This window comes from Streptomyces sp. ATCC 21386 (assembly GCF_018728545.1).
Classification (GTDB): Bacteria; Actinomycetota; Actinomycetes; order Streptomycetales; family Streptomycetaceae; genus Streptomyces.
The window spans coordinates 2,478,429-2,504,024 of the sequence record NZ_JAAVVL010000001.1 but is presented as its reverse complement, the minus strand read 5'-3'; the positions used below and the strand labels follow the sequence as shown (position 1 = coordinate 2,504,024).

Genomic DNA, 25,596 nt, shown 5'->3' with positions numbered 1-25,596 from the left:
ATCGCGGGGCATCGGCCTCACGCCAGCGTCGCCACCAGGACCGCCTTGATCGTGTGCAGCCGGTTCTCCGCCTCGTCGAAGACGACGGAGTGGACCGACTCGAACACCTCGTCCGTGACCTCCAGCGAGTCCAGTCCGTGCAGCTCGTGGATCTCGCGGCCCACCTTGGTGCCGAGGTCGTGGAAGGCCGGCAGACAGTGCAGGAACTTGACGTCCGCGTTGCCGGTGGCCCGCAGCACGTCCATGGTCACGGCGTACGGGGAGAGCGCCCCGATGCGCTCGTCCCAGACCTCCTTGGGCTCGCCCATGGACACCCAGACGTCGGTGGCGACGAAGTCGGCGCCCTCGACCCCGTCGTGGATGTGCTCGGTGAGGGTGATCCGCGCGCCGCTGATCTCGGCGAGCTTGCGGGCGTGGGTGACGATCTCCTCGGTCGGCCAGTAGGCCTGCGGGGCGACGATCCGGACGTCCATGCCGAGCAGGGCACCGGTGACCAGGTACGAGTTGCCCATGTTGAAACGGGCGTCGCCGAGGTAGGCGAAGACCATCTCGTCCAGCGTCTTGTCGCTGTGCTCGGTCATGGTCATCACGTCGGCCAGCATCTGGGTGGGGTGCCAGTCGTCGGTGAGCCCGTTGTACACCGGCACCCCGGCGTACGCCGCCAGCTCCTCGACGTTCGCCTGACTGTCGCCCCGGTACTCGATCGCGTCGAACATGCGGCCGAGCACCCGCGCGGTGTCCTTGACCGACTCCTTGTGGCCCATCTGGGAGCCGGACGGATCCAGGTACACCGTCCGAGCCCCCTGGTCGGCCGCGGCGACCTCGAACGAGCAGCGTGTGCGCGTCGAGGTCTTCTCGAAGAGGAGCGCGATGTTCCTGCCCCGCAGGTACTGGGTCTCCGTCCCGGCCTTCTTGGCCGCCTTCAGCTCCACGGCCAGCTCGATCAGCCCGCGGAACTCCTCCGCGGTGAAGTCCAGCTCCTTGAGGAAGTGGCGCCCGGCGAGGGCGTGGGGAACGGTCGCCATGGGGCGCTCCTGGGTCGACGGGACAGGGACAGCGATAGGAAGACTGGAAGTCTATACGATGTTCCACATTTCTATACGGCGCCCTCCACGCCGTCGCGTGCCCCCGCCCCGGCTCCCGGCACCCCGGGCCCCAGCGCCGCGGATCCCTACACCGCGGATCTCTCCACCGGGCAGCTCATACAGCGCGGCCCGCCCCTCCCCCGTCCCAGCTCGCTGCCCGGGATCTCTATGACCTCGATGCCCTGCTTGCGCAGATGCGTGTTGGTGGTGGCGTTGCGCTCGTAGGCGACGACCACGCCGGGTTCGACGGCGAGGACGTTGCAGCCGTCGTCCCACTGCTCACGTTCGGCGGCGTGGACGTCCTGCGTGGCGGTGAGCACCCGGATCGCGTCGAGACCGAGCGCGGCGGCGATCGCGCGGTGCATGTGCTCCGGCGGGTGGTCGGTGACCTTGAGCTCCTTCTCCCCGACGCCGGGCTCGATGGTGTACGAGCGGAGCATGCCGAGTCCGCCGTACTGGGTGAAGGTGTCGCCGTCGACCATGGTCATGACGGTGTCGAGGTGCATGAAAGCGCGGCGCTTGGGCATGTCGAGGGCCACGATGGTCCGCGCGGAGCCGGCGGCGAAGAGCTTGTGCGCGAGCATCTCGACGGCCTGCGGGGTGGTGCGCTCGCTCATGCCGATGAGGACGGCCCCGTTGCCGATGACGAGGACGTCGCCACCCTCGATGGTCGACGGGTAGTCGGCCTGACCCTCCGACCAGACCTGGAACGTCTCGGCGCGGAACAGCGGGTGATGCCGGTAGATCGCCTCGAAGTGGACGGTCTCGCGCTGACGGGCCGGCCAGCGCATGGCGTTGATGGAGACCCCGTCGTAGATCCAGGCGGAGGTGTCGCGGGTGAAGAGGTGGTTGGGGAGCGGGTCGAGGAGGAAGTCGTCCAGCTCCATGACGTGGAAGCGGACGGAGGCCGGCTCCATGTGGGCGTCGAGGAACTCGCGTTTGGTCATGCCGCCGATCAGCGCCTCGACCAGCTCGCCCACGGGGAGCGTCTCGAAGGCGGCCCTGAGGTGGTCCGTGGCGAGCGGGCCGTACTCCTTCTCGTCGAAGACGCGGTCGAGGACGAGCTGCCGGGCCGCGGGAATCCGCATGACGTCGGTGAGGAGGTCGCCGAAGAGGTGGACGGCGACGCCTCGGTCGCGCAGCACGTCGGCGAATCCGTCGTGCTCGGCGCGCGCCCGGCGCACCCACAGGACGTCGTCGAAGAGCAGTGCGGTCTTGTTGCTGGGGGTGAGCCTTTTGAGCTCGAGATCCGGCCTGTGCAGGATGACGCGGCGCAGGCGCCCGGCCTCGGAGTCGACATGGAATCCCATGCCCTCATCCTGACCATTCGGGCGCGTGTTCACCCGCCGGTCGGCCGAATCGGAATCCTTCCGCCACCTCCATCTCGTCCTCTTGACGATAAAGAAGACTCCCGTTATCGTCTAAGTGACGCGAATCGCTCGCCGGCCGGACATCGGAGACGGGCTCGCGCACACGTCCGGCAGCATCGGAGGGGGATCATCCATGGCCGACATCACCAGACGGCTCGGCTGGCGGCATCTGCGCGGAGCGCCCACCGCGCACATCCGTCACCACCGCTCCGGGCGGCTCGCGCACGACGGCCCGGGGCTGAGCTTCTGGTACCGGTCGCTCAGCGCCGCGCTCTCCGAGATCCCGGTGGACGACCGGGAACTGGCGATGACCTTCCACGCCCGTACGTCCGACTTCCAGGACGTGGCGGTGCAGGCGACGGTGACGTACCGGGTGAGCGACCCCGCGATCGCCGCCGCCCGGCTCGACTTCTCCATCGACCCCGACACGGGGGCCTGGCGCGGCGCCCCGCTGGAGCAGTTGTCGACCCTGCTGACGGAGACGGCCCAGCAGCACGCGCTGGACGTCCTGGCCCGTACGACACTGGCCTCCGCCCTGGTCGACGGGGTCGCGGCGGTCCGTGAACGGGTGGCGAGCGGGCTGGCGGCCGAGCCACGGCTGCCGGCCACCGGGATCGAGATCGTGGCCGTCCGCGTGGTGGCGCTGCGCCCCGAGCCCGAGGTGGAGCGGGCGCTGCGGACACCGGCGCGGGAGCAGATCCAGCAGGAGGCCGACCGGGCGACGTACGAGCGCCGGGCCGTGGCCGTCGAGCGGGAGCGGGCCATCGCCGAGAACGAGCTGGCCAGCCAGATCGAACTCGCCCGGCGCGAGGAGCAGTTGGTCGAGCAGCGGGGCACCAACGCGCGGCGCGAGGCGGAGGAGAGGGCCGCCGCCGACGCGGTGAAGGCGGGCGCGGAGGCGGCCCGGACGGTACGGCTGACCGAGGCGGAGGCCGAACGGACCGTGAAGCTCGCCGAGGCCGAGGCCGCGCGGAGTGTGAAGCTGGCGCAGGCGGAGGCGGCGCGGCAGGTCAAACTCGCCGAGGCCGAGGCGCGGGCCGCGCGGGAGGTGGGCGCGGCGCGGGCCGAGGCGCAGGCGGCATGGCTGCGGGTGCACGCCGAGGTGGACGCCGCGACGCTGCACGCGCTGACCGGGACGCGGCTCGCGGAGAACCTGCCGCGGATCGAGAGTGTGACGGTGTCGCCGGATGTGCTGACCGGGCTGCTGTCCAGGCTCGGCGGCGGCGCGGGCGGCGGGGACCGGGCGTGAGTCTGGCGCCGCGGGTGGTGCTGGTCCATCGCACCACCGAGTACGAGGAGTTGGTGGCCCGGCACGGCACGCACGGGCAGGCCGCCTTCTTCCTGCGGTCCCGGGGGCGGGACATCGAGGACGTGGCCGAGCGGCACCGGCGGGAACGCGCGGCGCTCGCCGAGGTCGCCTCCTCGGTACCGCTGACGTGGCGTCAGTCCCGGGTCGAGCGGGGCGATCTGGACCGCTTTCTGTTCGCCCCCGAGGACGTGGTGGTCGTGGTCGGGCAGGACGGGCTGGTCGCCAACGCGGCGAAGTACCTCGCCGGGCAGCCGGTGGTGGGGATCAACCCCGATCCCCGGCGCAATCCGGGGGTGCTGGTGCGGCATCGGCCCGAGCAGGCCGCGAAGTTGCTCAGCGCTTCGGTCCAACACACGAGCCAGGTGGACGAGTTGACGATGGTCGAGGCCGTCGCGGACGACACGCAGCGGCTGGTGGCGCTCAACGAGATCTACCTCGGCGCGGCGGGGCACCAGACCGCCCGGTACCGGCTGGGGCTCGACGGCGACAGGGGTGCCGTCGAGCCCCAGGCCTCGTCCGGGGTGCTGGTCGGGACGGGGACCGGGGCGAGCGGGTGGATCCGGTCCGTCTGGCAGGAACGGGCCAGTGCGCTGGCCCTGCCGGGGCGCGACGAGGCCCGTCTGCTGTGGTTCGTTCGCGAGGCGTGGCCGTCCCCGGCGACCGGGACGTCCCTGGTGGCGGGGGAGTTGGCGGCGGCGGCGCGGCTGCGGCTGACGGTCGAGTCGGATCGGTTGATCGTGTTCGGGGACGGGATGGAGGGGGATGCGCTGGAGCTGACGTGGGGGCAGACGGTGCGGGTGGGGGTGGCGGGGGTTCGGTTGCGGTTGGTGGGCTGAGGCGGGCGGCGCCGCCGGTTCGGCGCGTTTTCGGGTGCGGGCCCGGTGAGTCTTCTCGCGCAGTTCCCCGCGCCCCTGAAAAGCAGGGGCTGCGCCCCGTGCCTTTCACCCTGCAGCCCCGCCGCTCTTCAGGCCCGCAGGGCCTGGTCTTTCAGGGGCGCGGGGAACTGCGCGACGAGCCCCCACGCACCCGCACCCGCACCCGCACCCGCACCCGACAACGAACCCGCAGCCCCGAGACCTGTCTACTCGGCCCCGTCGGCGGACGCCGCGCCCTTGCGGCGCTTGCGGTGGGTGTACGCGGTCACGGCGGACCACAGATCGCGCCGGTCCACCTCCGGCCACGGCCCGTCCGTGAAGTGGAGTTCCGCGTAATGCGCGTGCCAGGGGAGGAAGTTGGAGGTGCGGATCTCGCCGCTGGTGCGCCACAGGAGGTCCACGTCCGGCAGGGCGTGGTGCGGCAGGTGCGCGGCGAAGAGCTGTTCGGAGACCCGGGCGGGGTCCACCTCGCCCGCGAGCGCGGCACGCGCCAACGCCGCTCCCGCCTGGGCGAGTTCGGCCCGGCCGCCGTAGTTGACGCAGACGTTGAGCGTGAGACCGGTGCGGTTGCGGGTGGCGTGCTCCTGAGCGCGGAGGACCTCCACCACGTCCTCCGGGAGGCCGTCGGGGGACCCCACCCAGCGCAGTCGTACGTCGTGGTCGAGCAGTTCACCGTCGAGCAGCTCGGCGCGCATGATCGCGAAGAGTTTGGAGACCTCGTCGGGCGACCGCTTCCAGTTCTCGGTGGAGAAGGCGTAGACCGTCAGATGGGCGAGGCCGATCTCCAGGGCGCCCTGGACGACGTCGCGCAGGGCGACCGCTCCGGCCCGGTGGCCCTCGTCGCGGGGCAGCCCGAGCCCGGTGGCCCAGCGTCCGTTGCCGTCCATGACGATCGCCACGTGCTGGGGCAGGTGCGCCTCGGCTATGGCCGGCGGGCGGGCGCCGTCGCGGTGCGGGCGCGGGGGCAGCGGCGGTTCGGCGATCCGTGTGACGAGCCGTTCGGGGCCGGTGAGGGGGCCCGGAGCCGAGTCGCTTCCGGTACCGCCGGACGACGACGCGGCCCCGGCCGTCCGCACCGGGGCGTCGTCCCTGCCCGGCGGCAGCGTCAGCCGCCACACCACGGCGGCTCGGGCGCGGGCCGGGCCGACGATCCGCCACGCGGTGTGCCGGGGCACGCGTACCGGGCGGTGCAGGACGGCCGAGCCGGAGCGTTCGATCGCGTCCAGCTCCGCGCCGAAGAGTTCGACCGCGGTGTCGAGCACGATGGCGGGACCCAGCGGCAGCGTGTTCCGCAGCGCCCGGCGGGAGCTCTCCAGCCACTGCCGGGCCTGGTCGACGAGGTGCGCGAGCAGCCGCCGGACGGCCGGGGTCCACGCGCGGGAGATCAGCTCGTCCCGGGTCACGCCGTGGCGGTCGAGGACCTCGGTGGGGAACCACACCTGCCCGGCGTCGAGGTCCTCGGGAAGGTCGCGGAGCATGTCGGCGAGGAACAGGCCGTCCACGAACCGGGTGAAGCCAGGGAGGTCGCGCAGCCGCACGGGGACGGGCAGCCCGGAGCGGACCAGCATGCGCATCAACTGTTCGGGCCAGCTGACGTTCTGGGCGTGGGCTCGCTCCCGCCACTCCTGCCAGGTCGCGACACCCTCACGGGCCTCGTCCCCCTGGACGGCGTCCAGGGCGCCCAGCAGATCCGCGGGGTCGAGCCCCCAGTGCCAGACCGCGTCGGTCAGCGCGAGCCGTACCGGGTCGTCACTGGTGCCGCTCGCCAGGTCGGCCTCCAGCGCGGTCCGCCACTCCCGGAGCCGCCTGCTGCGCTCCCCCGGCGTGCCCTCGGTGGAGTCGAGCAGGTCGTCGGCGGAGGCGAGTGCGGCGTACAGGGCCCAGCACGCCGGGCGGACCGTCGGCGGCATCAGCTGCATGAGCGCGTACTCGGTGGGCCGGGTCGTGCGGACCAGGCGGCGGCACTCGTCGTACGCGGCGTCGAGGGCCGACCGCTCTCGACCGGACCGCCCGGCGGATCCGGCCGCGGACCGCGTTCCGGACGGGGTGGTGGTGCGACGCATGGGAAACCCCACATACCTTCGACTGGGACCGATGGGACCGACTCGGGTGACAGCGGTCGCCTGCGATCGGCTTCGATCGCTGTCCCCCCGAGCACCGCCGGAACCTCTCGAACGCGGAACACGGCCACGCCTGCTCGCGACATTATCAGCCGCAATGTCATGTCACGGGCGCGGGTCCGCCCGCCACGGACGAGGGTCGTCCGTGGCGGGCGTCGGTCTCACAGCCGGGGGTCGACGGGCTCCGACTCCAGGGCCAGTACCCCGAACACCGCCTCGTGCACCCGCCACAGCGGCTCTCCCTCCGCGAGCCGGTCCAGGGCCTCCAGCCCCAGGGCGTACTCGCGCAGGGCGAGGGACCGCTTGTGGTTGAGGAACCGGCCGCGCAGCCGGGCGAGGTTCTCCGGACGGGTGTACTCCGGGCCGTAGATGATCCGCAGGTACTCCCGGCCCCGGCACTTGATGCCCGGCTGGACCAGCCGCCCCTGGCTGCTGCGCACCACCGCGCCGACCGGCTTGACGACCATGCCCTCGCCGCCGCGGCCGGTCATCTCCAGCCACCAGTCGATGCCGGCGCGCACCGAGGCCTCGTCCCCGGTGTCGACGAAGAGGCGCCGGGTGGTCTGCAGCAGACCGCTGACGTCGTACTCGACGAGCCGGTCCAGCAGCGCGAGCTGCTCGTCGTGCGGGAGCGCGGCGAGGCTGCGGCCCTGGACCGCGAGGATCTGGAAGGGGGCGAGCCGGACGCCGTCCAGGCCCTCGGTGGGCCAGCAGTAGCGCCGGTACGCCTCCGTGAACGCGGCGGCGTCGGTGGCCCGCTCGCGCTGCTTGCCCAGCAGGTCGCCCACGTCGACGCCGCGTGCCGCGGCGCCCTCCAGTGCGGCCAGCGCGCCCGGGAACACCGCGCCGGAGGCGGCGCCGACGGCCGCGTACTGGGTGCGCAGCAGCCCGGACGCCTTCAGCGACCAGGGCATCAGCTCGGCGTCCAGCAGCAGCCAGTCGGTGTCGAGTTCGTCCCAGAGCCCGGCTGCCGTGACGGCCTCGCGGATCCGGGCGAGGACCAGCTCGGTGCGCGCCTCGTCGTCGAAGAAGGGGCGGCCGGTACGGGTGTAGAGGGAGCCGGTGGGCCCTCCCCCACCCTCGGCTGCGCTCGAGCGGGAGGTGCCCCCACCGCCGAAGCGGGCACGGGCCGCGTCCGCGTCACGGCAGACCAGGACGACCGCCCGGGAACCCATGTGCTTCTCCTCGCACACGACCCGCGCGACACCGTCCTCCTTGTACTGCGCGAACGCCTCCGCCGGGTGCTCCAGGTAGCCCTCGACGTGCGAGGTCGCGGTCGGCGCCATGGTCGGCGGCAGGTACGGCAGCAGCCGCGGGTCGACCGCGAAACGGCTCATGACCTCCAGGGCCGCGGCCGCGTTCTCCTCGCGGACCGACACCCGGCCGGCGTACCGGGTCTCGACGACCCGGCGGCCGTGCACGTCCGCCAGGTCCAGCGGCCGGCCCTCGTGCCCGCCGGGCGCCTCGGTGGCCAGGGGCCTGGCCGGCTCGTACCAGACCTTCTCGGCCGGTACGTCGACGAGTTCGCGCTCCGGCCAGCGCAGCGCGGTCAGCTTGCCGCCGAAGACCGCGCCCGTGTCGAGGCAGATGGTGTTGTTCAGCCAGGTGGCGGTGGGCACCGGGGTGTGGCCGTAGACCACGGCGGCGCGGCCCCGGTAGTCCTCGGCCCACGGGTAGCGCACCGGCAGTCCGAACTCGTCGGTCTCGCCCGTGGTGTCGCCGTACAGCGCGTGGCTGCGGACCCGGCCGGAGGTGCGGCCGTGGTACTTCTCCGGCAGACCGGCGTGACAGACGACCAGCTTCCCGCCGTCGAGGACGTAGTGGCTGACGAGGCCGTCGATGAACCGCCGCACCTCCTGCTTGAACTCCTCGCTCTCGTCCTCCATCTGCGCGATGGTCTCGGCGAGCCCGTGGGTGTGCTGGACGTTGCGGCCCTTCAGGTAACGGCCGTACTTGTTCTCGTGGTTGCCGGGCACGCAGAGCGCGTTGCCGGAGCCGACCATCGACATCACACGGCGCAGCACGGCCGGGCTGTCCGGTCCCCGGTCGACCAGGTCGCCGACGAAGACGGCCGTACGGCCTTCCGGGTGGACGCCGTCGACGTAGCCCAGCTTGTCGAGCAGCGCCTCCAGTTCGCCGGCGCAGCCGTGGATGTCGCCGACGATGTCGAACGGGCCGGTGAGGTGGGTGAGGTCGTTGAAGCGCTTCTCGGTGACGATCGTGGCGTGGTCGATCTCCTCGACGCCGCGCAGGACGTGCACCTTGCGGAAGCCCTCGCGCTCCAGGTGCCTGAGGGAGCGGCGCAGTTCGCGGGTGTGGCGCTGGATGACGCGGCGCGGCATGTCGGCGCGGTCGGTGCGAGCCGCGTTGCGCGCGGCGCACACCTCCTCCGGTACGTCGAGCACGATGGCGATCGGCAGCACGTCGTGCTTGCGGGCCAGTTCGATCAGCTGCTTGCGGGACTCCTGCTGCACGCTGGTCGCGTCGACGACGGTACGGCGGCCGGCCGCGAGGCGCTTGCCCGCGATGTAGTGGAGCACGTCGAAGGCGTCCTTCGTCGCGCTCTGGTCGTTCTCGTCGTCCGCGACGAGGCCCCGGCAGAAGTCCGACGAGATGATCTCGGTGGGCTTGAAGTGGCGTCGGGCGAACGTGGACTTGCCCGAGCCGGAGGCTCCGATCAGCACCACGAGGGAGAAGTCGGTGACGGGCAGGGTGCGTCCCTTGCCGGTCTGCTGGATGGTCTCGCTCATGCTGCCTTCGCCTCCTTCTCGTCGGTCCTGTCGGTGTCGCGCTGCTTGAACACACCCATCTGGGTGGGCGGCCCCACCTCGGGGTCGTCGGGCCCGACGGGTACGAACTCGACCTCGTAGCCGTGCCGTTCGGCCACGGCGGTCGCCCAGGCGCGGAACTCCTCCCGCGTCCACTCGAAGCGGTGGTCGCTGTGCCGGGCGTGCCCGGCGGGGAGGGATTCCCAGCGGACGTTGTACTCGACGTTCGGGGTGGTCACGAGGACGGTGCGGGGGCGGGCCGAGCCGAACACCGCGTACTCCAGGGCGGGCAGCCGGGACAGGTCGAGGTGCTCGATCACCTCGCAGAGCACGGCGGCGTCATAGCCCTTGAGACGCTTGTCGGTGTAGGCGAGGGAGCTCTGGAAGAGCTGGACCCGGGCGGCCTGGCGCTCGCCCATGCGGTCGAGCTTGAGGCGGCGGGAGGCGATGGTGAGCGCGCGCATCGAGACGTCCGTACCGACGATCTCGGTGAAGCGGACGTCCTTGAGCAGCGCCTGCACCAACTGGCCCTGACCGCAGCCCAGGTCGAGGACGCGGGCGGCGCCGGAGTCCTTGAGCGCGGCGATGATCGCGTCGCGTCGCTGCACGGCCAGCGGGGTCGACTTCTCGGCGGTCCCAGTCCCGGGCTCGGCTCCGGAGCCGGACTCGCCCCCGGTCTCGGCGGGGGCACCCGGCTCGGCCTCGGCCTCCGCCGTGATCTCGCCGTCGGCCTCCCCGTCCGCGGCTTCCTCGACCGCGTTGTCGATCTCCTCGACCTCGCTGTCGTCGGCCTCGGCCAGCCGGACGAGTTCCATGCGCTCCATGGCCTGCCGGGTCAGCGACCAGCGGCGGGAGAGGTACCGGCTGGTGATCAGCTTGTGCTCGGGGTGGTCCGGGAGCCAGCCCTCGCCGACGCGCAGCAACTTGTCGACCTCGTCGGACGACACCCAGTAGTGCTTGGCGTCGTCGAGCACCGGCAGCAGCACGTACAGGTGGCGCAGTGCCTCGGCGAGGGTCAGCGACTCCGACTCCAGGACGAGCCGCACGTAGCGGGAGGCGCCCCATTCGGGGAACTGGGTGTCCAGCGGCACCGCCTCGGCGGTGACGGTCCAGCCGAGCGGCGCGAAGAGCTTGACGACGAGGTCCGGGCCGCCCCGGGCGGGCAGCGCCGGTATCTCGACACGCAGCGGGCGGACCTGCTCCGGGAGTTCGGGGCGGGCCTTGCACTGGCCGCGCACGGCGCTGGAGAAGACGTCGTTCAGCGCGACGGCGAGCAGGGAGGAGGCCGCGTACGGGCGGTCGTTGACGTACTGGGCGAGCGCCGCGTCGGGGGCGCCGCCGCGGCCCTTGCTCTTGCCCCTTCGGACCAGTGCCACCGCGTCCACCTCCAACAGCAGCGCGGCCGTGCACCGCTCGACGTCCGCCTCGGGGTAGAGGACGTGCGCCGTGCCGTAGGACAGCTTGGTTGAGAACGGGTTGTCAGGATGCTTGTGGAGGAGGAACCCCAGGTCAGTAGCCGGGTGCTGCTCGTCGCCAATAGTCGAGATCGTCAGGAACACGTGTCCGAGTATGGGTGTGGTCGGGCCCATGCCGGTACTGGATTACCTAGGGACAGCAGAAGACCCCCACCAGTGGGCAGGGGTCCTGTGAGGCTCTGTGAGCCGTTCAGCTCTGGCTCTCGTCGTATGCCTGGAGAGCCTGAGAGATGGCACCGACAGAGGGGTTACGGGTCTCTCCGCTACCGGTCTTGTAGGTGAGGTGCGGCTGAATCTGCCGGATGGTGAATCCCTTGTCCCGCAGCGCCACGGCCTGAGCCGTCAGAGCCTCAGTCATGACCGGACGGCGTCCGCCTACCTTGCCGTTCTTCCGAGCCGTCTCAAGACCATTCTTGGTCTTCTTCACGATGTCCCGGCGTCGGTCCTCAGCCAGAGCGAATGCAAGATCCAGGATGAGGCTCCGTTCGGTGTGCTCACCCTTGGCGATACCGTCCAGCACCTTCACGGCTACGCCACGCTCGAACAGATCAGTCAGCATCAACAGCCCCTCAAGGAGGTTCCGGCCGAGCCGGTCAACCTCTTGGACCGTGAGCATGTCTCCCTCGCGCATGTACTCCAGAGCGGAGAGGAGACCAGGGCGCTCCGAGACGCTGAGCTTCCCAGAGATCTTCTCCTCAAAGACCTTGACGCACCCTGCCTCATTCAGTGCGTCGTGCTGTCGAGCCGTCTCCTGCTTGTCCGTGCTCACTCGAACCAGACCAACCAGCGCCATGACTACCCCTCCGCGTTCATCAAACCCCTGCCCCAACAAGACGAACAGTACCAGATAGATGAACGGGTTGATGAACGGAAGCGGCTACTTCTGCGGTCAACCCGGAGGGTGCGGAGTCAGGTTCACCTAACGATCGTTTGATGAACAGCCAGAGCGACACAAACGTTGCCACAGAACTGGGACAATAGAAGACAGAGGGAGCAGAGGCGGAGAGATACGACAGACAGGAGACTGATCATGGGCATGAACCCCGTAGACCTAGACGTGGTCGACCGCATGGGAGCCGACACGGCAGCGCGCAGCGAGCAAGGGGCGCAGCTAGCCGAGGACGGCATGCGCGACATTGGGAACGCACTGGAGAGCCGCTCAGCAGCGTTCTCCCAGGGAGCGGCGAGCGGACGAGTAGCGCCGGTATCTAGCATTGGAAGCGCTGCAAGAACAGCACCATAAAGTGTGATCTTTCTCACACACTTACCGGATAGCGGACAGGTCGAGTAACTACACCTTACATACGGTAACGACAGAAGCCCTAGCAATTACTGATTGTGATTGCTAGGGCTTTTCGCTGCTCAGGGGCACTCAGGCTCTCACCAAACCCGACGCATAGCGTGGGATAATTAATACAGAAGGGCGAGGTCGACGGAGAGAAAAACCTATCGACCAACCTGGAGCAATAACTATGAGCGTGACCATTCCGCGTACGACCGTGCCAGTCGTACCCATTCACCAGGTCAAGAACCTGTCCACACAAGCGAAAGTCGTGTGGTCTGCATGGCAAATCGGCCTTCCCCTCACTGAAGAGGCTTGGGAAGACTATCTAGCCAAAATGCGTGTTCCATACGTACCGCTCGATGCCTGTAAGGAAGAGCTACGCCGTAACGGCTGGATTGCTTGAGGTACAGACATGAGCACAAGCATTGCAGAGATCAGCCCTGAGGCATTCACGGTGCTACACGTGATCAGAGCACACAACGAAAGACATGAGTACGTCTCTACGGGCGTACTCGCGCACGAGACACACATGACCCCGGACCACATCAGAGAGTGCCTTAGAGAGCTGTCTGAGTGGCCAGAGAGAGCCCTAGTCGCGTAGAGAAAGGAAGACATGACAGAGACGCAGTTCGTTGAAGCCCCTGTGCCTCTCCTGAGAGACGACATGCTGTCAGCCAGAGCGAAATTCCTATGGCTGTACCTGAAGAGCCATGCAGGAGAGGACGGGAAGGTAATCCGCCTCAACCAACCCCACCTGTGCAAGGTGATCGGATCAGGAGTAAACGCAAAAGATCTGAGAGACGCCGTGCGGAAGCTAGAAGACCAAGGATGGCTAACGGTCGACCGTAGCCGTAAGCCACACCGATACACACTGAATCAAGGAGAGAACCAATGACCAACCCCAACGCATTTACCTTCGGCTCTCAGGAGCGCAGCAACTATTGGGGGCGCATTCTTGACCCGCAGTACCAGGAAGAGAAGAGAGCTAAGCAGGAAGCCCTAGAGACGGAGCAGCGCAGAATGGTTGCGGCCTATCAGGAGCAGCAGCGAGCACAGGCAATCATGACCCATGCCGGACCGGCTCTAGTCGACATGATTCGTAAGTATGACGCTCAGGGAAGACCAGCCGTAACGAGCGACGTAGAGCGTGATTTCACTGAGGCTCTCCCTGGTGCTACTCCTGGAGAGTTCAGAACGGCTCTAGAGCATCTCAAGGCTTCCGGCATCGTCCATGAGCTGACTAGCTCAACACAGGGCTTTATGGGTGAGCGCACAACGCATCTCTATGTCTTGGAGGGCTAGCCAATGAATCTCAGTCTTCCGGCTACCGCGCTCTTCACAGAGCTACGGGATACCGGAGAGCAGTACCCGAGAGAGGCATTCGAGCGAGAGTTTCCAGGAGCCGACTACGACAGGGCGCTTAGAGAGGCTTTGGAGGGACTGAGGAGTGCGGGGCTGTCTATCGAACCAGGACAGGCTTTCAAGTACGAGAGACCTAAGGGAGTCCTCTTCACACGGAAGAGCGCCAGACCGATTCGGATTGACTAGACGAAACAAGAAAGCCCCGGTCCCATAAGTGTGGGAGCCGGGGCTTTCTCCTGATGGCCTCAGGTAACGGTAACAAAGTACGGAGAGAAGAAACCGTTTAGTCCGAATCATGATTCATATTTGAGCGATCGAGAAAGGATCAGAAGTGAAAACCATGCAAGTTATCGACCTAAGACAAGGATACCAGGAATGAGCGACAACAAGGCAGTGGCCCTGAGAGGAGCCAGACCCAATCTGGCAGAACACAAAATCATTCTCGACAGAGAGGGAGTCCAGTACGCAGCAGGTCATTTCACAGTCGTACCGAGAGCCCTTATCAGAGACCCTGAACTGACCAGTGACGCAAAGGTTCTATGGCAGCTCATCAACGACTACGCCGGTAGCAATCGAATGGCTTTCCCCTCCCACAAGAAACTAGCCGATGACATGGGGAAGTCCGTTGCCTCTATCAAGCGATACATTGACGAATTGATTCGTAACCGCTGGCTAACCGCACAGAACCGTATTGGAACGTCGAATTACTACTACTGCGCAATCCCAATGGAGCACTACAAGGCATTCGATCCCAAAACCACGGGTTACACGCCGACACACACCCTTGAGAGTGGCAGAGGTCTGCTAGAGCTTCCACCTGGTCAAACAGGGGGTAGCTCACCAGTGAGCTAGGGGGTAGCTCATGGATGAGCTAGGGGGTAGTTCATCAGTGAGCTACCGGGTAGTTCACCAGTGAGCTACTAACTAAATAGAAAGAACCAGATAGAAGTAACGATATAGACCTAACTAATTCTCTCCCAGGCGTAGCCAGGGAGAGAAGGGAAGAGGGAAACAGTAATTCAGTAGACCAGAGGGAGATCCCTGGTCGAGACTAATACCCGCCTTCGGCGGATTAGGTTTCTCCCTTGGTCTACCTGATTAGATATCCCCGACTTCTCTATTGCTATTCCTCTGGTAATGGAATATCCCAGCCGGCTGGGGTACATTAATTCCCTTAGAATTGCAATTGAATGGCTACTGCAATTGTTTTCCAAGGGAAATTCACCCAGGACACCTGGTTTCCGTAGGTATCTCGACTAGGTGTAGTTACTCCTGTCGAACGCCATGGAACACCACCAACTGAAAGAGCCGATACCTCCGAGTTTGGAGATACCGGCTCTACGCTGGTCTAGTTACTACTCTGGATAGTGCATGTTCATGTACCTATCCCGCTTAACAACCATGGTTCCTGCCTTGTACAGCCGCAGGATGAGAGCCTTCCTCCCTACCTGGTTCACCGCTTCCTCAATCGCCAGAATCTCGGCAGTCTTGCCGTTCCAGAGCCTCAGGTGGTCACCTGCCTTCAACTTCCTCGCTGGCTTACGTGGTGGGTTGTTGATGTCGTTTCCTCCTCTCCTCAACTTCCCTTCTATCGTCTCTCACCCACCACTGACAAACGAGAAGGAGCCATTCCGCTTACGGGCATGATGCGGGGGTTCGTGGCTAGTCGTCGTTCCCTTGCGGGAGATCATCGAATGAAAGTTGCCTCTGGGCAGAGGTGGGAGTCGGCCTTATTTGGGCAAGGTAGGGATGGATGGAAAGTGACAGCGTTCTCAGTCTCGCGTCTTCGTCAGCCAGCATCTGAGTGCGAAACCAGCGCGTGGTTACGCATTGACCGTTAGCCAACGTGATGGATAGGCGCAGGGCTTTCATGTCCTCAGGATCAATAAGCGGTGTGTCTGGCCGAACTATCCAGGAGACGCTACTGAATGCCTCAAGCTGGACTTTCCCTTCACCCTCGATCCAATCCGGCGCGAAGGCGTTGATTACCGGTCGCCATGCGCGCCGCCGAATTCCGAGTTCACGACGATCCTGGGGGTGACGGAGCTGCTGAAAGTCGACTCGTTCAATGGTGGCGGGTACGGAACTGGCATTCACCACACGGACAAAGAAGGCATTCACCAGCTTGTTTCCCGGCCCAGTCCAGTATTCGTACGGGATGGGAATGGAGTCGTAGGTCAGGTTCCGAAATTGAACCCTAGGGCGTCCTCGGAGAAACGTCGCGTAGGCGACCGTCCAAGACGCCGCCGCAAACGTGGCACTCACTGACGCAACGATGGTGGCGATTACCGGAAGCGACATGCGGCAAGGATGCCCAGCAGCAAGCCCGTTGGACCCCGGCTTGAGGAACATCTGCGCTTGGACATGAGAGAGCCCCCAGACAGGGCGTCCAGGGGCTCTCTGAGAGCGTGGGCTACTCCCCCGGCTCCTCGTACGCGGGGAGCCTCTGTGCGCGGCTCTCAGCGATGTTCAGTACGTCCGTCAGGCTCTCGATGCGCCGTCCGGCGATCCAGCGCAACTCATCTGCCGTCAGCTTGGCTTCCTCCCCCACCATCGGCCGCGCCAACTCCACGATCACGGCTGCTGATTCGACCTGCTGAGTCTCGATCTTGTCCGCCAGGAGAGATAGGGGTGTGGGAGTGCCGTCCGTGACGAGATGCGCTGGCTTCCCTTCCGGCCCCTTCCAGGGCAACAGTCGGACATGGCTAGGCTGGCTCACTGTCATCAGCTCCTCATAGCTGGTGGCCATGCCCCCGGACCGTTCGCCCGGTCGCGGGGGTCCTTCCGGAGCTGAGGATACGCGCATACGCGTATACGCGGTCGCGTGAATGCGCGTACTCACGGATGCTCGGTCCCATGGATCTTGACCGCAGCAAGCCCGTATGGCCCCAGGTTGCTGCCGAGCTACGCCGACGGCTGGACGCCGGTACGTACGCCCCTGGCGAGAGGTTCCCTGCCGTGGTGGAACTGGCTACCGAACTGGACGTAGCTCCGTCGACCGTTCAGAAAGCCGTAGCGGCTCTCAGGGAAGAGGGGCGGCTCTATACCGTCCTGGGACAAGGATCGTTCGTCTCCAAGCCGTAGAAGGCTCCTTCAGGGACGGCTACTGCCTATCCCCTAAGAAGCCCTAGGCACGCGAAAGACCGGACCACCCCCTATTGTTATTAAACCGTTAATGGTGGGGGTGGTCGAATCCGTAAGTAATTCCATAAAAGAATAAGGCGCCGCTATTCAGCGACGCCTTTTCTTTACGCCTCTTTCTTTACTGAACTTCCAATACCTCGGGGACTTCCTCTGTGATGAATTCCCTTAGTTCAGGGTTAGTCCAGTGTGCCGGTACATTCCATCCCGTCATCTGCCATCCCTCAACAGAGGCAGCATCCAATCCCGCAGCGTGGGCGAGTTGCTTGAGATCTCCGAGGGAGACTACAACGCCATGTGCAAGACCAGGAATGGCTTGTTTCCAGACGTATACCCGTACGTCCCTGCCTGTCAGATAGTCCCTGCGCTGCTCAGTCCTCATACCTCCCCACTTCTGAGCCCAGGTAAGGCCGGTCTCTACGAAACGGGTAATGGCAGGACGTACAGGCTTGGCTTTGAGTTCCTTCTGTTTCCTGGTCAGGTTCCCGTGCATACGCCAGTAGGACTCTTCTTTCTCTGGCTCGTCGTACCGGCCGTTCTCATAGTCCTTCTCCAGGCGCAGCAGACGCGCTGTGACCTGGTCAAGCTCTGCTGTGTAGTCCTCCCCCGGCTCTGTCACCTTCACCACCTCGGCTAGCTCTCCTAGTCTGCTCAACAACGCTTCCTCGAATACCTCATTGAGCAAGTCCTCAGGGATTCGAGCGGGAGCAGCACACGGCATTCCCTTGGAACGGGCCGTACAGGAGTAGTGCCGATACGTCTTGACTTCCCCCGTTGCCAGTGTCTTCTTCAAGCGGTGACAGAACATACGTGCGCCGCATTCACCACAGCGGGCAACGCCAGTCAGCAGAGAGGCTTGATTGGTGCGCCGGATATCCGATACGCCACGAGACTTGATCGCTGCGACGGTGGCTTGCCATTCGGCATTGGTGAGAATCGGGTATTCCGTTGCCATAACCAAGTTTCCCTGGTCATCCTCGTACGGCTCACCTTTGTACGCGAGGAAGCCAGCACAGGCAGGGTGCTTGAGGATGCGCTGTACTACCTGGGGACTCCAGTTGGTTCCCTTGGCCTCTGTCAGAGCCGTTCCGTTCCGGCGTTTTGGGTCCTTCCCCCTCAGCTCCCGCAGGTAGTCACGCCACGTGAGTACGCCTTTGGCGTTCAGCTCTCGTGCTACCTGATTAGTGGAGACTCCCGCACGTACGCGCTCTGAGATCTCTTTCAATAGCTTGGCGTACTTGGCTTCCGGCACCAGGACGTAGTGTTTCCCGTCCGGAGAGTCCGCGTAGAGGTAGCCGAACGGTGTGGTTCCCCCGGCGAACAGTCCATTCCGGCGCAGGTAGTCCCTGGCATCCGCTACGCGCTGCCGGATCTTCCTCAGCTCTGCTGCTGCCTGTGTTGCCTTGGCGTAGGCGATGAGCCGTCCCGTCTCAGTGGAGATATCGAACGAGGGGTCATCGAGGACAACAAGCGTCTTCCCCCAGTCCAGAACGTTCTTGACGAACGCCATGAAATGGAGATCGTCACGGCTCAGACGATCCTGTGTGGTGACTGCCAGCACGTCCCACTTCTCCCGCCCTTCCTCCGTGAGCCAGGGCCCCATAGAGGGGCGCTCAGGGAGGTCTACAGAGCCGGACACCGACCGGTCCTCCACCACACCCGCTACGGCATGTCCAAGCCCCTGAGCCCACGTGTGGAGCTTCTCCAACTGCCGTGGGATGGACGTTGATTCGTCGGTGTCCACACTGATCCGTGCGGCAAGTAGTGCCCTCTGCGTCTCTGCCATGGGACAGAGCGTAGGGCAGTTTCAACCTGCGTATCTACGGAGTGCCGTAGGAGGTGGAGAACGCCTGCGCTTTGTCGGGATGCTTGTGCAGCAGGAAACCGAGATCGGTCGCGGGGCGCTCTGGAGTGCCGGTGGTACTGATCGTCAGGAACACGGTGAGGTTGCCTCGTGGTGGGTGTCTGTGATGGACGCCCAACGTACAGCGAAGGATCGGGGCGCACTCAGGCATTTTCGCCGGAGGGGCCGCCCCCGCGTCGTGACCGCGGCCGACCCCGCGGCCACGACGCGGGCCCGGCGTCAGGGCAGTTCGGTGACCCGGTCGGTGCCCGGTGGGGCGACGGGGCTCTCGGCGGTGAGGTGGTCGGTGAGGGCGGTGATGTCGTCTCCGCCGCCGACGCTGTTGCCGCCCTCGGCGAAGGTGGTGAAGCCGTCGCCGCCGGCCGCGAGGAAGGTGTTGGCGGTCACCCGGTAGGTGGCGTCCGGGTCCAGGGTCTCGCCGTCGAGCTTGATCGAGGCCGGGTCGATGCGGTCGCCGACGGGGGCGCTGCGGGAGAAGGAGTAGGTCAGGCCCTTGGAGACGCCCAGCATGAGGGTGGGCGCGCGGGTGCCGGAGTCGTTGAACTGCTCCTCCAGGATCTTCTCGATCTGTGCTCCGGTGAGGTCCATCGACACCAGGGACCCCGCGAAGGGCTGTACGGCGAAGGCCTCGGCGTAGGTGATCTCGCCGGGTGCCTCGCCGCCCGTGGAGGAGGCGTGGACGAGGTCGGCCCGGACGCCGCCGGGGTTCATCAACGCGATCCGGGCGCCGCCCCGTTCGGGCGCCGAGGTCGCCGCCAGCTGCGCATCGGCAACCAGGTTGGCGAGGTCCGACTCGGCGTCGCGGGTCTCGGAGCGGGTGATGTCGGCGGTGACGCTGCCGACGACCTTGTTGGCCAGGGGCGCCGAGAGGGCCTTCCACTTGTCGATGACGGCGGTCTGGTCGGCGTCCTTGGCACTGGTACGGGTGACCAGGTGGTTCATGGCGGCGACCCGGTCCCGTACGACGTCGCCGGTGCGGCGGTCCACGGGCAGGCGCGTCTCGGTGACGACCCGGCCGAAGGAGGAGGCCGAGGTGACCGTACGGGGGTGGCCGGCGGGGTCGGGCAGGGTGCAGACGTACGGCTGGTGTGTGTGGCCGGTGACGACGGCGTCGATGGCCGGGTCCAGATGCCTCGCGATGTCGACGACGGGGCCGGAGATGCCGTCGCACTGCCCGTACGAACCGGCCTGGACGCCGCCCTCGTGGAGCAGGACCACGATCGCCTCGACCCCCTGGCGGCGCAGTGCGCGGGCGGCGGCGTCGGCGGTCTCGACCTCGTCGGCGAAGCGGACGGACGTGATGCCGGACTGGCCGGTGACCGCGGGTGTGCCCTCCAGGGTCATGCCGATGAAGCCGACCTTGACGCCGTCGACCTTCTTGACCCAGGTGGGCGCGAGGAGCGGCTTTCCGGTGGTGCGGTCGAGGACGTTGGCGGCGAGCCACGGGAAGGCGGAGCCGTCGTACGGCTCGCCCTCGATGTAACAGCCGTCCTCGGGGTGGCAGCCGCCGTGCTGGATGCGCAGCAGTTCCTCGGTGCCCTCGTCGAACTCGTGGTTGCCGACGCTCGTGACGTCCAGGCGCAGTTTCTCCATGGATTCGACGGTCGGCTCGTCGTGGAAGAGGCCCGAGAGGAAGGGGCTGGCGCCGATGAGGTCGCCGGCGGCGACGGTCAGGGAGGCGTCGGTGCCCTCGCGGAGCTGTGCGAGGCGGGTCGCCAGGTACTCGGAGCCGCCGACCGGGGTGGACTTCGGGTCCAGCTTGGAGCCGAGGGTGGCGTCGCGGCCCGTGGGCGGCTCCAGGTTGCCGTGGAAGTCGTTGAAGGAGAGCAGTTGGACGTCGACGGTGTCGGGCTGCTTCGGGGTGGCGGGGACGCCGCCGGTCAGGGCACCGGGGCGGACCGACAGCAGATGGAACTTGGTGACGCTGCCGTTGAAGCCGAAGTTGTCGTCGGCGACGAGGACGAGGGTGCGGGAGCCGTCGGGGAGGGTCGGGCCCCAGGTGATGCCCTCGACGTTGTCGGCGTCCGTGCCGGAGAGGGTGAAGTCGTAGAGCAGCTTCTTCGGCATGGGCCGCTCCGTGCCGGACAGCTTCTCCTCGCCGCTCACCTCCGTGGCGCCTCGGGTGGTGGTCCAGTACAGGCGGATCGCGAAGCCCACACCGGAGGCGAAGGAGCGTTCGACGGTGAGGTAGTCGGTCTTGTTGATCGCGAGGATCTCGGAGACGCCACGGTCGGCCGCGTACGTGCCGACGGGGGCGGGCAGCGGGGCGGTGGGCGCGGCGGAGATCGGGTCGACCTCGTAGACGTGTTCGGCCTGGGGCTTGCCGGTGCGGCGGTCCATGACGAGCAGCCGTGAGGGGCTCTTCGCGGTCAGCCCGGCCGCCGGACCGTCCTGGACGAGTGCGTTCTCGGTGATCGTGACGGCCTCGCGGCCGTCCGGGGAGAGGGTCAGCCCTTCCAGGGCCTGGTTGTTGCGGACACCGGCGACGAGGGTGCCCGACTCCGAGCGGGCCGGGGCGTACGCCTTCGGCAGCGGCAGTTCGCGCAGGTACGCGCCGGACGCGGAGGTCTCGCGGACGAAGGCCGGCTGTCCGGAGGCGGAGGCTCCCTCGCTGGTCCACAGCAGGCCCTTGCCGCCGGGGTTCCAGCGGATCGCCTCCGGGTCGACGGCCTTGGCGGCGAAGGGTTCGCCGGTGGTGTCGTCGAGGACGGTCAGGGCGTCGAGGGTGGGCCTGTCCTCGGCGAACTTCTTTCCGTCGAGGGGGAGTCGGAGTGTGTGGAAGCGGGCCTTGCCGTTCTCGGAGCGGTCGTCGCTGAGGGCGGCGTACGTGTGGGTCCTCGGGTTGTAGTCGATGCCGGAGAGTCCGCCGAACGGCATGCCGAACTCGGTGGTGCCGACGGGGACGGTGAGGGTGTCGAGGAGGGTGATGCCGTTCTGGGTCTTCTTGGGGGTGCCGTCCGCCTCCGGGGCGGCGTCGGCGGCGAGGTTGTTGGTGAGGGTCAGGCCGCCGAGAAGGGCGGAGGCGGTGAGGGCGGCGAGGGTGACGCGTCTGCGTCTGTGCCTGCCGGCGAGCCGTCTGTGTCCGGGCATGGGTGATCCTTCCGGGGAGGGGTGGGGAGGTGAGGGTGAGGGGTGGAGCTGATGCGTCGCGGGGTGCGGGTGGGTGGGGGCCGGTCGCGCAGTTCCCCGCGCCCCTGTGCTTTTCCGGGCGCGGGGCAGTCGGCGTCAGAGGGACGCCGGGGTCATCTCCCCCGCTCCCCTCCGCTTCCTCCGCCACGCGTACGCCGCCAGGGCGGCCAGGGTCATCGCGTACGGGATGGTCGACACCAGTTGCGGTGGGACGTCGAGGGTGCCGAGCTGGACCGCGAGGGCCTCGGCCGCGCCGAAGCCGAGGGCGGCGAGGAAGACGCCCCAGGGGCGCAGGCCGCCGAGGAAGACCGCGGCGAGGGCGATGAAGCCGCGGCCGGCGGTCATGTCCCGGACGAAGAAGGACACGTACCCCATGCTCAGGAAGACCCCGGCGAGACCGGCGAGGGCGCCGCTGAGCGCGAGGCCCGCGTACTGGACGCGCCGTACCGCGATGCCGACCGAGGCGGCGGCGTCCGGCATCTCGCCGACCGCGCGGAGGTGGAAGCCGAAGCGGGTGCGGTAGAAGAGCCAGGCGACGAAGGGGGCCGCGAGGAAGGCCAGCCAGGTCAGCGTGTTCTGGCCGCTGAGTACGTCCCCCACCACCGGGATGTCCTCGATGCCGGGCAGGGTGACCGTGGGCAGGGTTCCGCTCTTCAGGCCGGACGTGCCGCCCTTGTCGCCGAGGAGGGTGAAGACGGCGTAGGCGGTGCCGCCGGACGCGAGCAGGTTGAGGCCGATGCCCGCGATGATCGCGTCGGCGCCCAGTTCGAGGCGGAGCGCGGCGAGGAGGACGCCGAGCAGGACGGCCACCGTCACGCCGGCGAGGGCGCCGGCCGCGACCGATCCGCTGTATCCGGCGACCAGCGCGCCCGTGCAGGCGGCGCTCAGCATCTGGCCCTCCAGGGCGATGTTGCTGATGCCGGCGCGTTCGGCGACGAGGCCGCCCATGGCGGCGAGCAGATAGGGGGTGGCCACGCGCAGCACGGCCGCGAGGAAGGCACTGCTGAGGACGACATCGAGAACGGAACTCATCGCTCCGCCCCCTCACCGCGCGCACCACCGGGGTGACTGCCGGCGCCCGTCCCGCCGTGCGCGGCGGTGGCCGGGCCGCGGGCGAGGCGGCGTTTGAGGAGGTCCGGGAGGGCCTGGGCGGTGACCAGGAGGACGATGACCGCCTGGATCACGACCACGATCTCCGTGCCCACGTCCGTCTGCTGTTCCATGATGTCTCCCCCGGCGCGAAGGTAGGAGTAGAAGAGGCCGGCGACCACGACGACCAGCGGGTTGTTCCGGGCGAGCAGCGCCACCACGATCCCCTCGAAGGCGAGACTCCCGGCGAGCCCGGGTTCGAGGCGCCCGTACACGCCCTGCACGAGATGCGCTCCGGCCAGCCCCGCGACGGCCCCGCCGATCACGAAGCTCCACTCGATCGCGCGGGGCACCCGGATGCCGCCGTACTCGGCGAAGTGCGGATTGGACCCGGTCATCCGGATGCGGTAGCCGAGCGGGGTCCGGGTGACGAGCAGCCACAGGGCGACGGCCGTGAGCAGCATCAGCAGGAAGCCGATGTTGGCGCGGCCGAAGGGGATGCCGAGCCATTCGGTGAGCGGGGTGAGCGCGGAGTCCGGCTGGATGCGCTCCGAGTGGACCGCGCTGCTGCCGGGCTCCTTCAACGGGCCGTTCACCAGGTAGTCGTAGACGCGTACGACGATGGCGTTGAGCATCAGCGTCGCCACGATCTCGTTGGCGCCGAGCCGTGCCTTCATCGAGCCGGGTACGAAGCCCATGCCGGCCCCGGCGGCCGCCGCGGCGACCAGCGGGACGATCACGGCGGCGACGGGCGGCAGCGGCAGGAAGATCGCGACGGTGGCCGCAGCGAGCGCGCCCGCGTACAACTGGCTCTCGGCGCCCAGGCTGATCTGACGGGCCCGGAAGGGAATGGCAACCGACAGGCCGAGCAGGGTGAGCGTGGTGGCGTCCTCCAGCCAGCGGCCGACGCGGAAGGAGCGCTCCAACGGGCCGGTGAGCAGGGCCTCGTAGGCGGCGACCGGGTCCTTGCCGGTGGCGAGGATCACGAGGAAGCCGATGACGAGGGCCACCAGGACAGTCGCCAGGGTCATGCTGAGGTCGACGGCGAGGCCCCGGCGCCGGGTGGCCCGGTACTCCCGGCGGTCCTCGCTCTCGATGAGGGTGCTGGTCATCAGGCGGTCGCCTTCCCGGAGTCGCCGGAGCCGTGGTCGTCCAGCCCGGCTCTCAGCCGCTGCGGCGCGTGGTGTTCGACGCCGAGCATGTACAGGCCGACCCGCTTCTCGGTGAGGTCCGTCGTGTCGTCGAAGCGGCCGACCAGCCGGCCGTCCTTGAGGACGAGCAACCGGTCGGAGAGGGCGAGGAGTTCGGTGAGGTCGGCGGAGATGAGGAGGACCGCCGCGCCCGCGTCGCGGGCGGCGACGAGACGCTCGTACATGAACCGCATGGCCCCGATGTCCACGCCCCGGGTGATCTGGGAGGCGATCAACAGTCGTGGTCCCGCGGAGAGTTCGCGGGCGACGACGACCTTCTGCAGGTTGCCGCCGGACAGCGCGCGCACCGGCACGGACGGGTCGGGGGTGCGGATCGCGTAGTCCGCGACGAGCCGTTCGGCGTGCGCGCGTACGGCGGCCGGGCGCAGGACGCCCCGGCGGGCGAGGGGCGGGCGGTCGTGCCGGTCGACGACGAGGTTGTCGGCGATGGACTCGTCCAGCGCGGCCCCGTCGTGCAGGCGGTCCTCGGGGACGTATCCGATGCCGGCCCGGCGGTGTCCCGCGACGTCGAGCCCGGCGGTGTCGGTGTCACCGACCCGTACCGTGCCCGTGCCCGGTCGCCGCAACCCGGCGAGGATCTCGGCGAGTTCGGTCTGCCCGTTGCCCTCGATGCCGGCCACGCCGACGATCTCGCCGGCGGCGACGTCGAAGTCGATGCCGTGCAGGGACTGCCCGGTCGGGGCGGCGTATCCCAGGTCCCGCACCCGCAGCGTGGTGGCGGCGCGCCGGGCCGGGGCGCGGTCGACGTCGAGGGTCATCTCGCGGCCGACCATCATCGCGGCGAGTTCGTGCTCGGAGGTCTCGGCGGTGGCGACGGTCCCGACGAGGGCGCCGGCCCGCATCACGCTCACCCGGTCGCTGATCTCCCGCACCTCGCGCAGCTTGTGGGAGATGAACAGCACGGTCATCCCGCCGTCGCGCAGGCGTCGTACGGCGGCGAAGAGGTCCTCCGTCTCCTGCGGGGTGAGGACGGCGGTCGGCTCGTCCAGGATCAGTGTCCGGGCCCGGCGGTGGAGGGCCTTGAGGATCTCGGCGCGCTGGCGCATGCCGACCGAGACCTCGTCGATACGGGCCATCGGGTCGACGGCGAGTCCGGCCTCCTCGGCGAGCCGGGCGGTGGCCTCGACGGCCGCACGGGCGTCGACCAGACCCCGTCGGCCGGGCTCGACGCCGAGGACGACGTTCTGGGCGACGGTGAAGGACGGCACCAGCATCAGGTTCTGGTGGACCATGCCGACACCGAGCGCGATCGCGGCCGCCGGGCCGCGCAGCACGCGGGGCCGGCCGCCGATCAGGATCTCGCCGGAGGTGGGCTGCTCCAGGCCGTAGAGCAGCTTCATCAGGGTGGACTTGCCCGCGCCGTTCTCACCGACGACCGCGCGGATCTCGCCGACCGGTACGTCGAGGTCGACGCCCCGGACCGCGCGGACGCCGTTCGCGTACGTCTTGGTGACCGCGCGGGTGGCGACGGCGGGCCCGGCCGGGTCCCATGACTCGTTCATCTGAAGGCCGT

20 protein-coding genes and 1 pseudogene are annotated in these 25,596 nt (G+C 67.7%); 6 read left to right on the top strand and 15 right to left on the bottom strand.

Features of this window, described 5'->3' with window-relative positions:
• Positions 1-17 precede the first annotated feature (17 nt).
• The gene (argF, locus tag GWK25_RS10970; protein ID WP_215449615.1) at positions 18-1,025 is read right to left on the bottom strand and encodes an ornithine carbamoyltransferase; all 1,008 of its coding nucleotides are present in this window, start codon (positions 1,023-1,025) and stop codon (positions 18-20) included.
• Positions 1,026-1,171: 146 nt separating this feature from the next.
• Positions 1,172-2,395, bottom strand: a complete 1,224-nt coding sequence (locus GWK25_RS10965) for an arginine deiminase (protein ID WP_215449614.1) — start codon at positions 2,393-2,395, stop codon at positions 1,172-1,174.
• 193 nt (positions 2,396-2,588) lie between these two features.
• On the opposite strand from GWK25_RS10965, the gene GWK25_RS10960 reads away from it, so the two are divergent.
• Together GWK25_RS10960 and GWK25_RS10955 are read left to right on the top strand one after the other, a co-directional pair.
• On the top strand, positions 2,589-3,704 hold the full coding sequence (locus GWK25_RS10960; RefSeq protein ID WP_215449613.1) for an SPFH domain-containing protein: 1,116 nt from the start codon (positions 2,589-2,591) through the stop codon (positions 3,702-3,704).
• Positions 3,701-4,600 (top strand): NAD(+)/NADH kinase, encoded by a 900-nt coding sequence (locus tag GWK25_RS10955; RefSeq protein ID WP_215449612.1) that lies wholly within the window; start codon positions 3,701-3,703, stop codon positions 4,598-4,600. The genes GWK25_RS10960 and GWK25_RS10955 overlap by 4 nt, the downstream gene beginning before the upstream one ends.
• A gap of 245 nt (positions 4,601-4,845) precedes the next feature.
• Here GWK25_RS10955 and uppS read toward each other — a convergent pair whose 3' ends face one another.
• The 4 genes from uppS to GWK25_RS10935 all read right to left on the bottom strand — a co-directional run bounded on the left by uppS (position 4,846) and on the right by GWK25_RS10935 (position 11,795).
• On the bottom strand, positions 4,846-6,702 hold the full coding sequence (gene uppS / locus GWK25_RS10950) for a polyprenyl diphosphate synthase (RefSeq protein ID WP_215449611.1): 1,857 nt from the start codon (positions 6,700-6,702) through the stop codon (positions 4,846-4,848).
• A 218-nt stretch (positions 6,703-6,920) separates the two neighbouring features.
• On the bottom strand, positions 6,921-9,509 hold the full coding sequence (locus GWK25_RS10945; RefSeq protein ID WP_215449610.1) for a polynucleotide kinase-phosphatase: 2,589 nt from the start codon (positions 9,507-9,509) through the stop codon (positions 6,921-6,923).
• Positions 9,506-11,086, bottom strand: coding sequence for a 3' terminal RNA ribose 2'-O-methyltransferase Hen1 (locus tag GWK25_RS10940; RefSeq protein ID WP_215449609.1), 1,581 nt, complete (start codon positions 11,084-11,086; stop codon positions 9,506-9,508). The genes GWK25_RS10945 and GWK25_RS10940 overlap by 4 nt, the downstream gene beginning before the upstream one ends.
• 106 nt (positions 11,087-11,192) lie before the next feature.
• Positions 11,193-11,795, bottom strand: a complete 603-nt coding sequence (locus tag GWK25_RS10935; RefSeq protein ID WP_215449608.1) for a recombinase family protein — start codon at positions 11,793-11,795, stop codon at positions 11,193-11,195.
• A 679-nt stretch (positions 11,796-12,474) separates the two neighbouring features.
• Between GWK25_RS10935 and GWK25_RS10930 the strand changes: the two genes are divergently transcribed.
• From GWK25_RS10930 to GWK25_RS10920, 3 genes are all read left to right on the top strand, one after another.
• Entirely contained in the window at positions 12,475-12,690 is a 216-nt protein-coding gene (locus GWK25_RS10930; RefSeq protein ID WP_215449607.1) for a hypothetical protein, read from the top strand.
• 488 nt (positions 12,691-13,178) lie between these two features.
• Positions 13,179-13,589, top strand: a complete 411-nt coding sequence (locus tag GWK25_RS10925; protein ID WP_215449606.1) for a hypothetical protein — start codon at positions 13,179-13,181, stop codon at positions 13,587-13,589.
• Between the two features lie 435 nt (positions 13,590-14,024).
• Entirely contained in the window at positions 14,025-14,501 is a 477-nt protein-coding gene (locus GWK25_RS10920) for a helix-turn-helix domain-containing protein (protein ID WP_215449605.1), read from the top strand.
• Between the two features lie 503 nt (positions 14,502-15,004).
• On the opposite strand, the gene GWK25_RS10915 is transcribed toward GWK25_RS10920, so the two are convergent.
• The 3 genes from GWK25_RS10915 to GWK25_RS10905 form a co-directional block, all read right to left on the bottom strand.
• Complete coding sequence (locus GWK25_RS10915; protein WP_215449604.1) at positions 15,005-15,229, bottom strand: hypothetical protein; 225 nt, start codon at positions 15,227-15,229, stop codon at positions 15,005-15,007.
• Between the two features lie 82 nt (positions 15,230-15,311).
• Entirely contained in the window at positions 15,312-15,950 is a 639-nt protein-coding gene (locus tag GWK25_RS10910; protein ID WP_215449603.1) for a hypothetical protein, read from the bottom strand.
• Positions 15,951-16,062: 112 nt separating this feature from the next.
• On the bottom strand, positions 16,063-16,398 hold the full coding sequence (locus GWK25_RS10905; RefSeq protein WP_251828815.1) for a hypothetical protein: 336 nt from the start codon (positions 16,396-16,398) through the stop codon (positions 16,063-16,065).
• A gap of 95 nt (positions 16,399-16,493) precedes the next feature.
• On the opposite strand from GWK25_RS10905, the gene GWK25_RS10900 reads away from it, so the two are divergent.
• Positions 16,494-16,733 (top strand): GntR family transcriptional regulator, encoded by a 240-nt coding sequence (locus tag GWK25_RS10900; protein ID WP_308404211.1) that lies wholly within the window; start codon positions 16,494-16,496, stop codon positions 16,731-16,733.
• Between the two features lie 178 nt (positions 16,734-16,911).
• Here GWK25_RS10900 and GWK25_RS10895 read toward each other — a convergent pair whose 3' ends face one another.
• The 6 genes and pseudogenes from GWK25_RS10895 to GWK25_RS10870 all read right to left on the bottom strand — a co-directional run bounded on the left by GWK25_RS10895 (position 16,912) and on the right by GWK25_RS10870 (position 25,585).
• Entirely contained in the window at positions 16,912-18,576 is a 1,665-nt protein-coding gene (locus tag GWK25_RS10895; protein WP_215449601.1) for a recombinase family protein, read from the bottom strand.
• A 40-nt stretch (positions 18,577-18,616) separates the two neighbouring features.
• Positions 18,617-18,730 (bottom strand): annotated as a pseudogene (locus GWK25_RS44720) (hypothetical protein); the annotation flags it as partial.
• A 143-nt stretch (positions 18,731-18,873) separates the two neighbouring features.
• Positions 18,874-21,744: an esterase-like activity of phytase family protein gene (locus GWK25_RS10885; RefSeq protein WP_215449600.1), complete on the bottom strand. Its 2,871-nt coding sequence runs from the start codon at positions 21,742-21,744 to the stop codon at positions 18,874-18,876.
• Between the two features lie 135 nt (positions 21,745-21,879).
• Positions 21,880-22,815, bottom strand: a complete 936-nt coding sequence (locus GWK25_RS10880; RefSeq protein WP_215449599.1) for an ABC transporter permease — start codon at positions 22,813-22,815, stop codon at positions 21,880-21,882.
• Entirely contained in the window at positions 22,812-23,984 is a 1,173-nt protein-coding gene (locus tag GWK25_RS10875; protein ID WP_215449598.1) for an ABC transporter permease, read from the bottom strand. Before GWK25_RS10875 ends, GWK25_RS10880 begins: the two co-directional genes overlap by 4 nt.
• The gene (locus GWK25_RS10870; protein ID WP_215449597.1) at positions 23,984-25,585 is read right to left on the bottom strand and encodes an ABC transporter ATP-binding protein; all 1,602 of its coding nucleotides are present in this window, start codon (positions 25,583-25,585) and stop codon (positions 23,984-23,986) included. The genes GWK25_RS10875 and GWK25_RS10870 overlap by 1 nt, the downstream gene beginning before the upstream one ends.
• Positions 25,586-25,596: the final 11 nt, after the last annotated feature.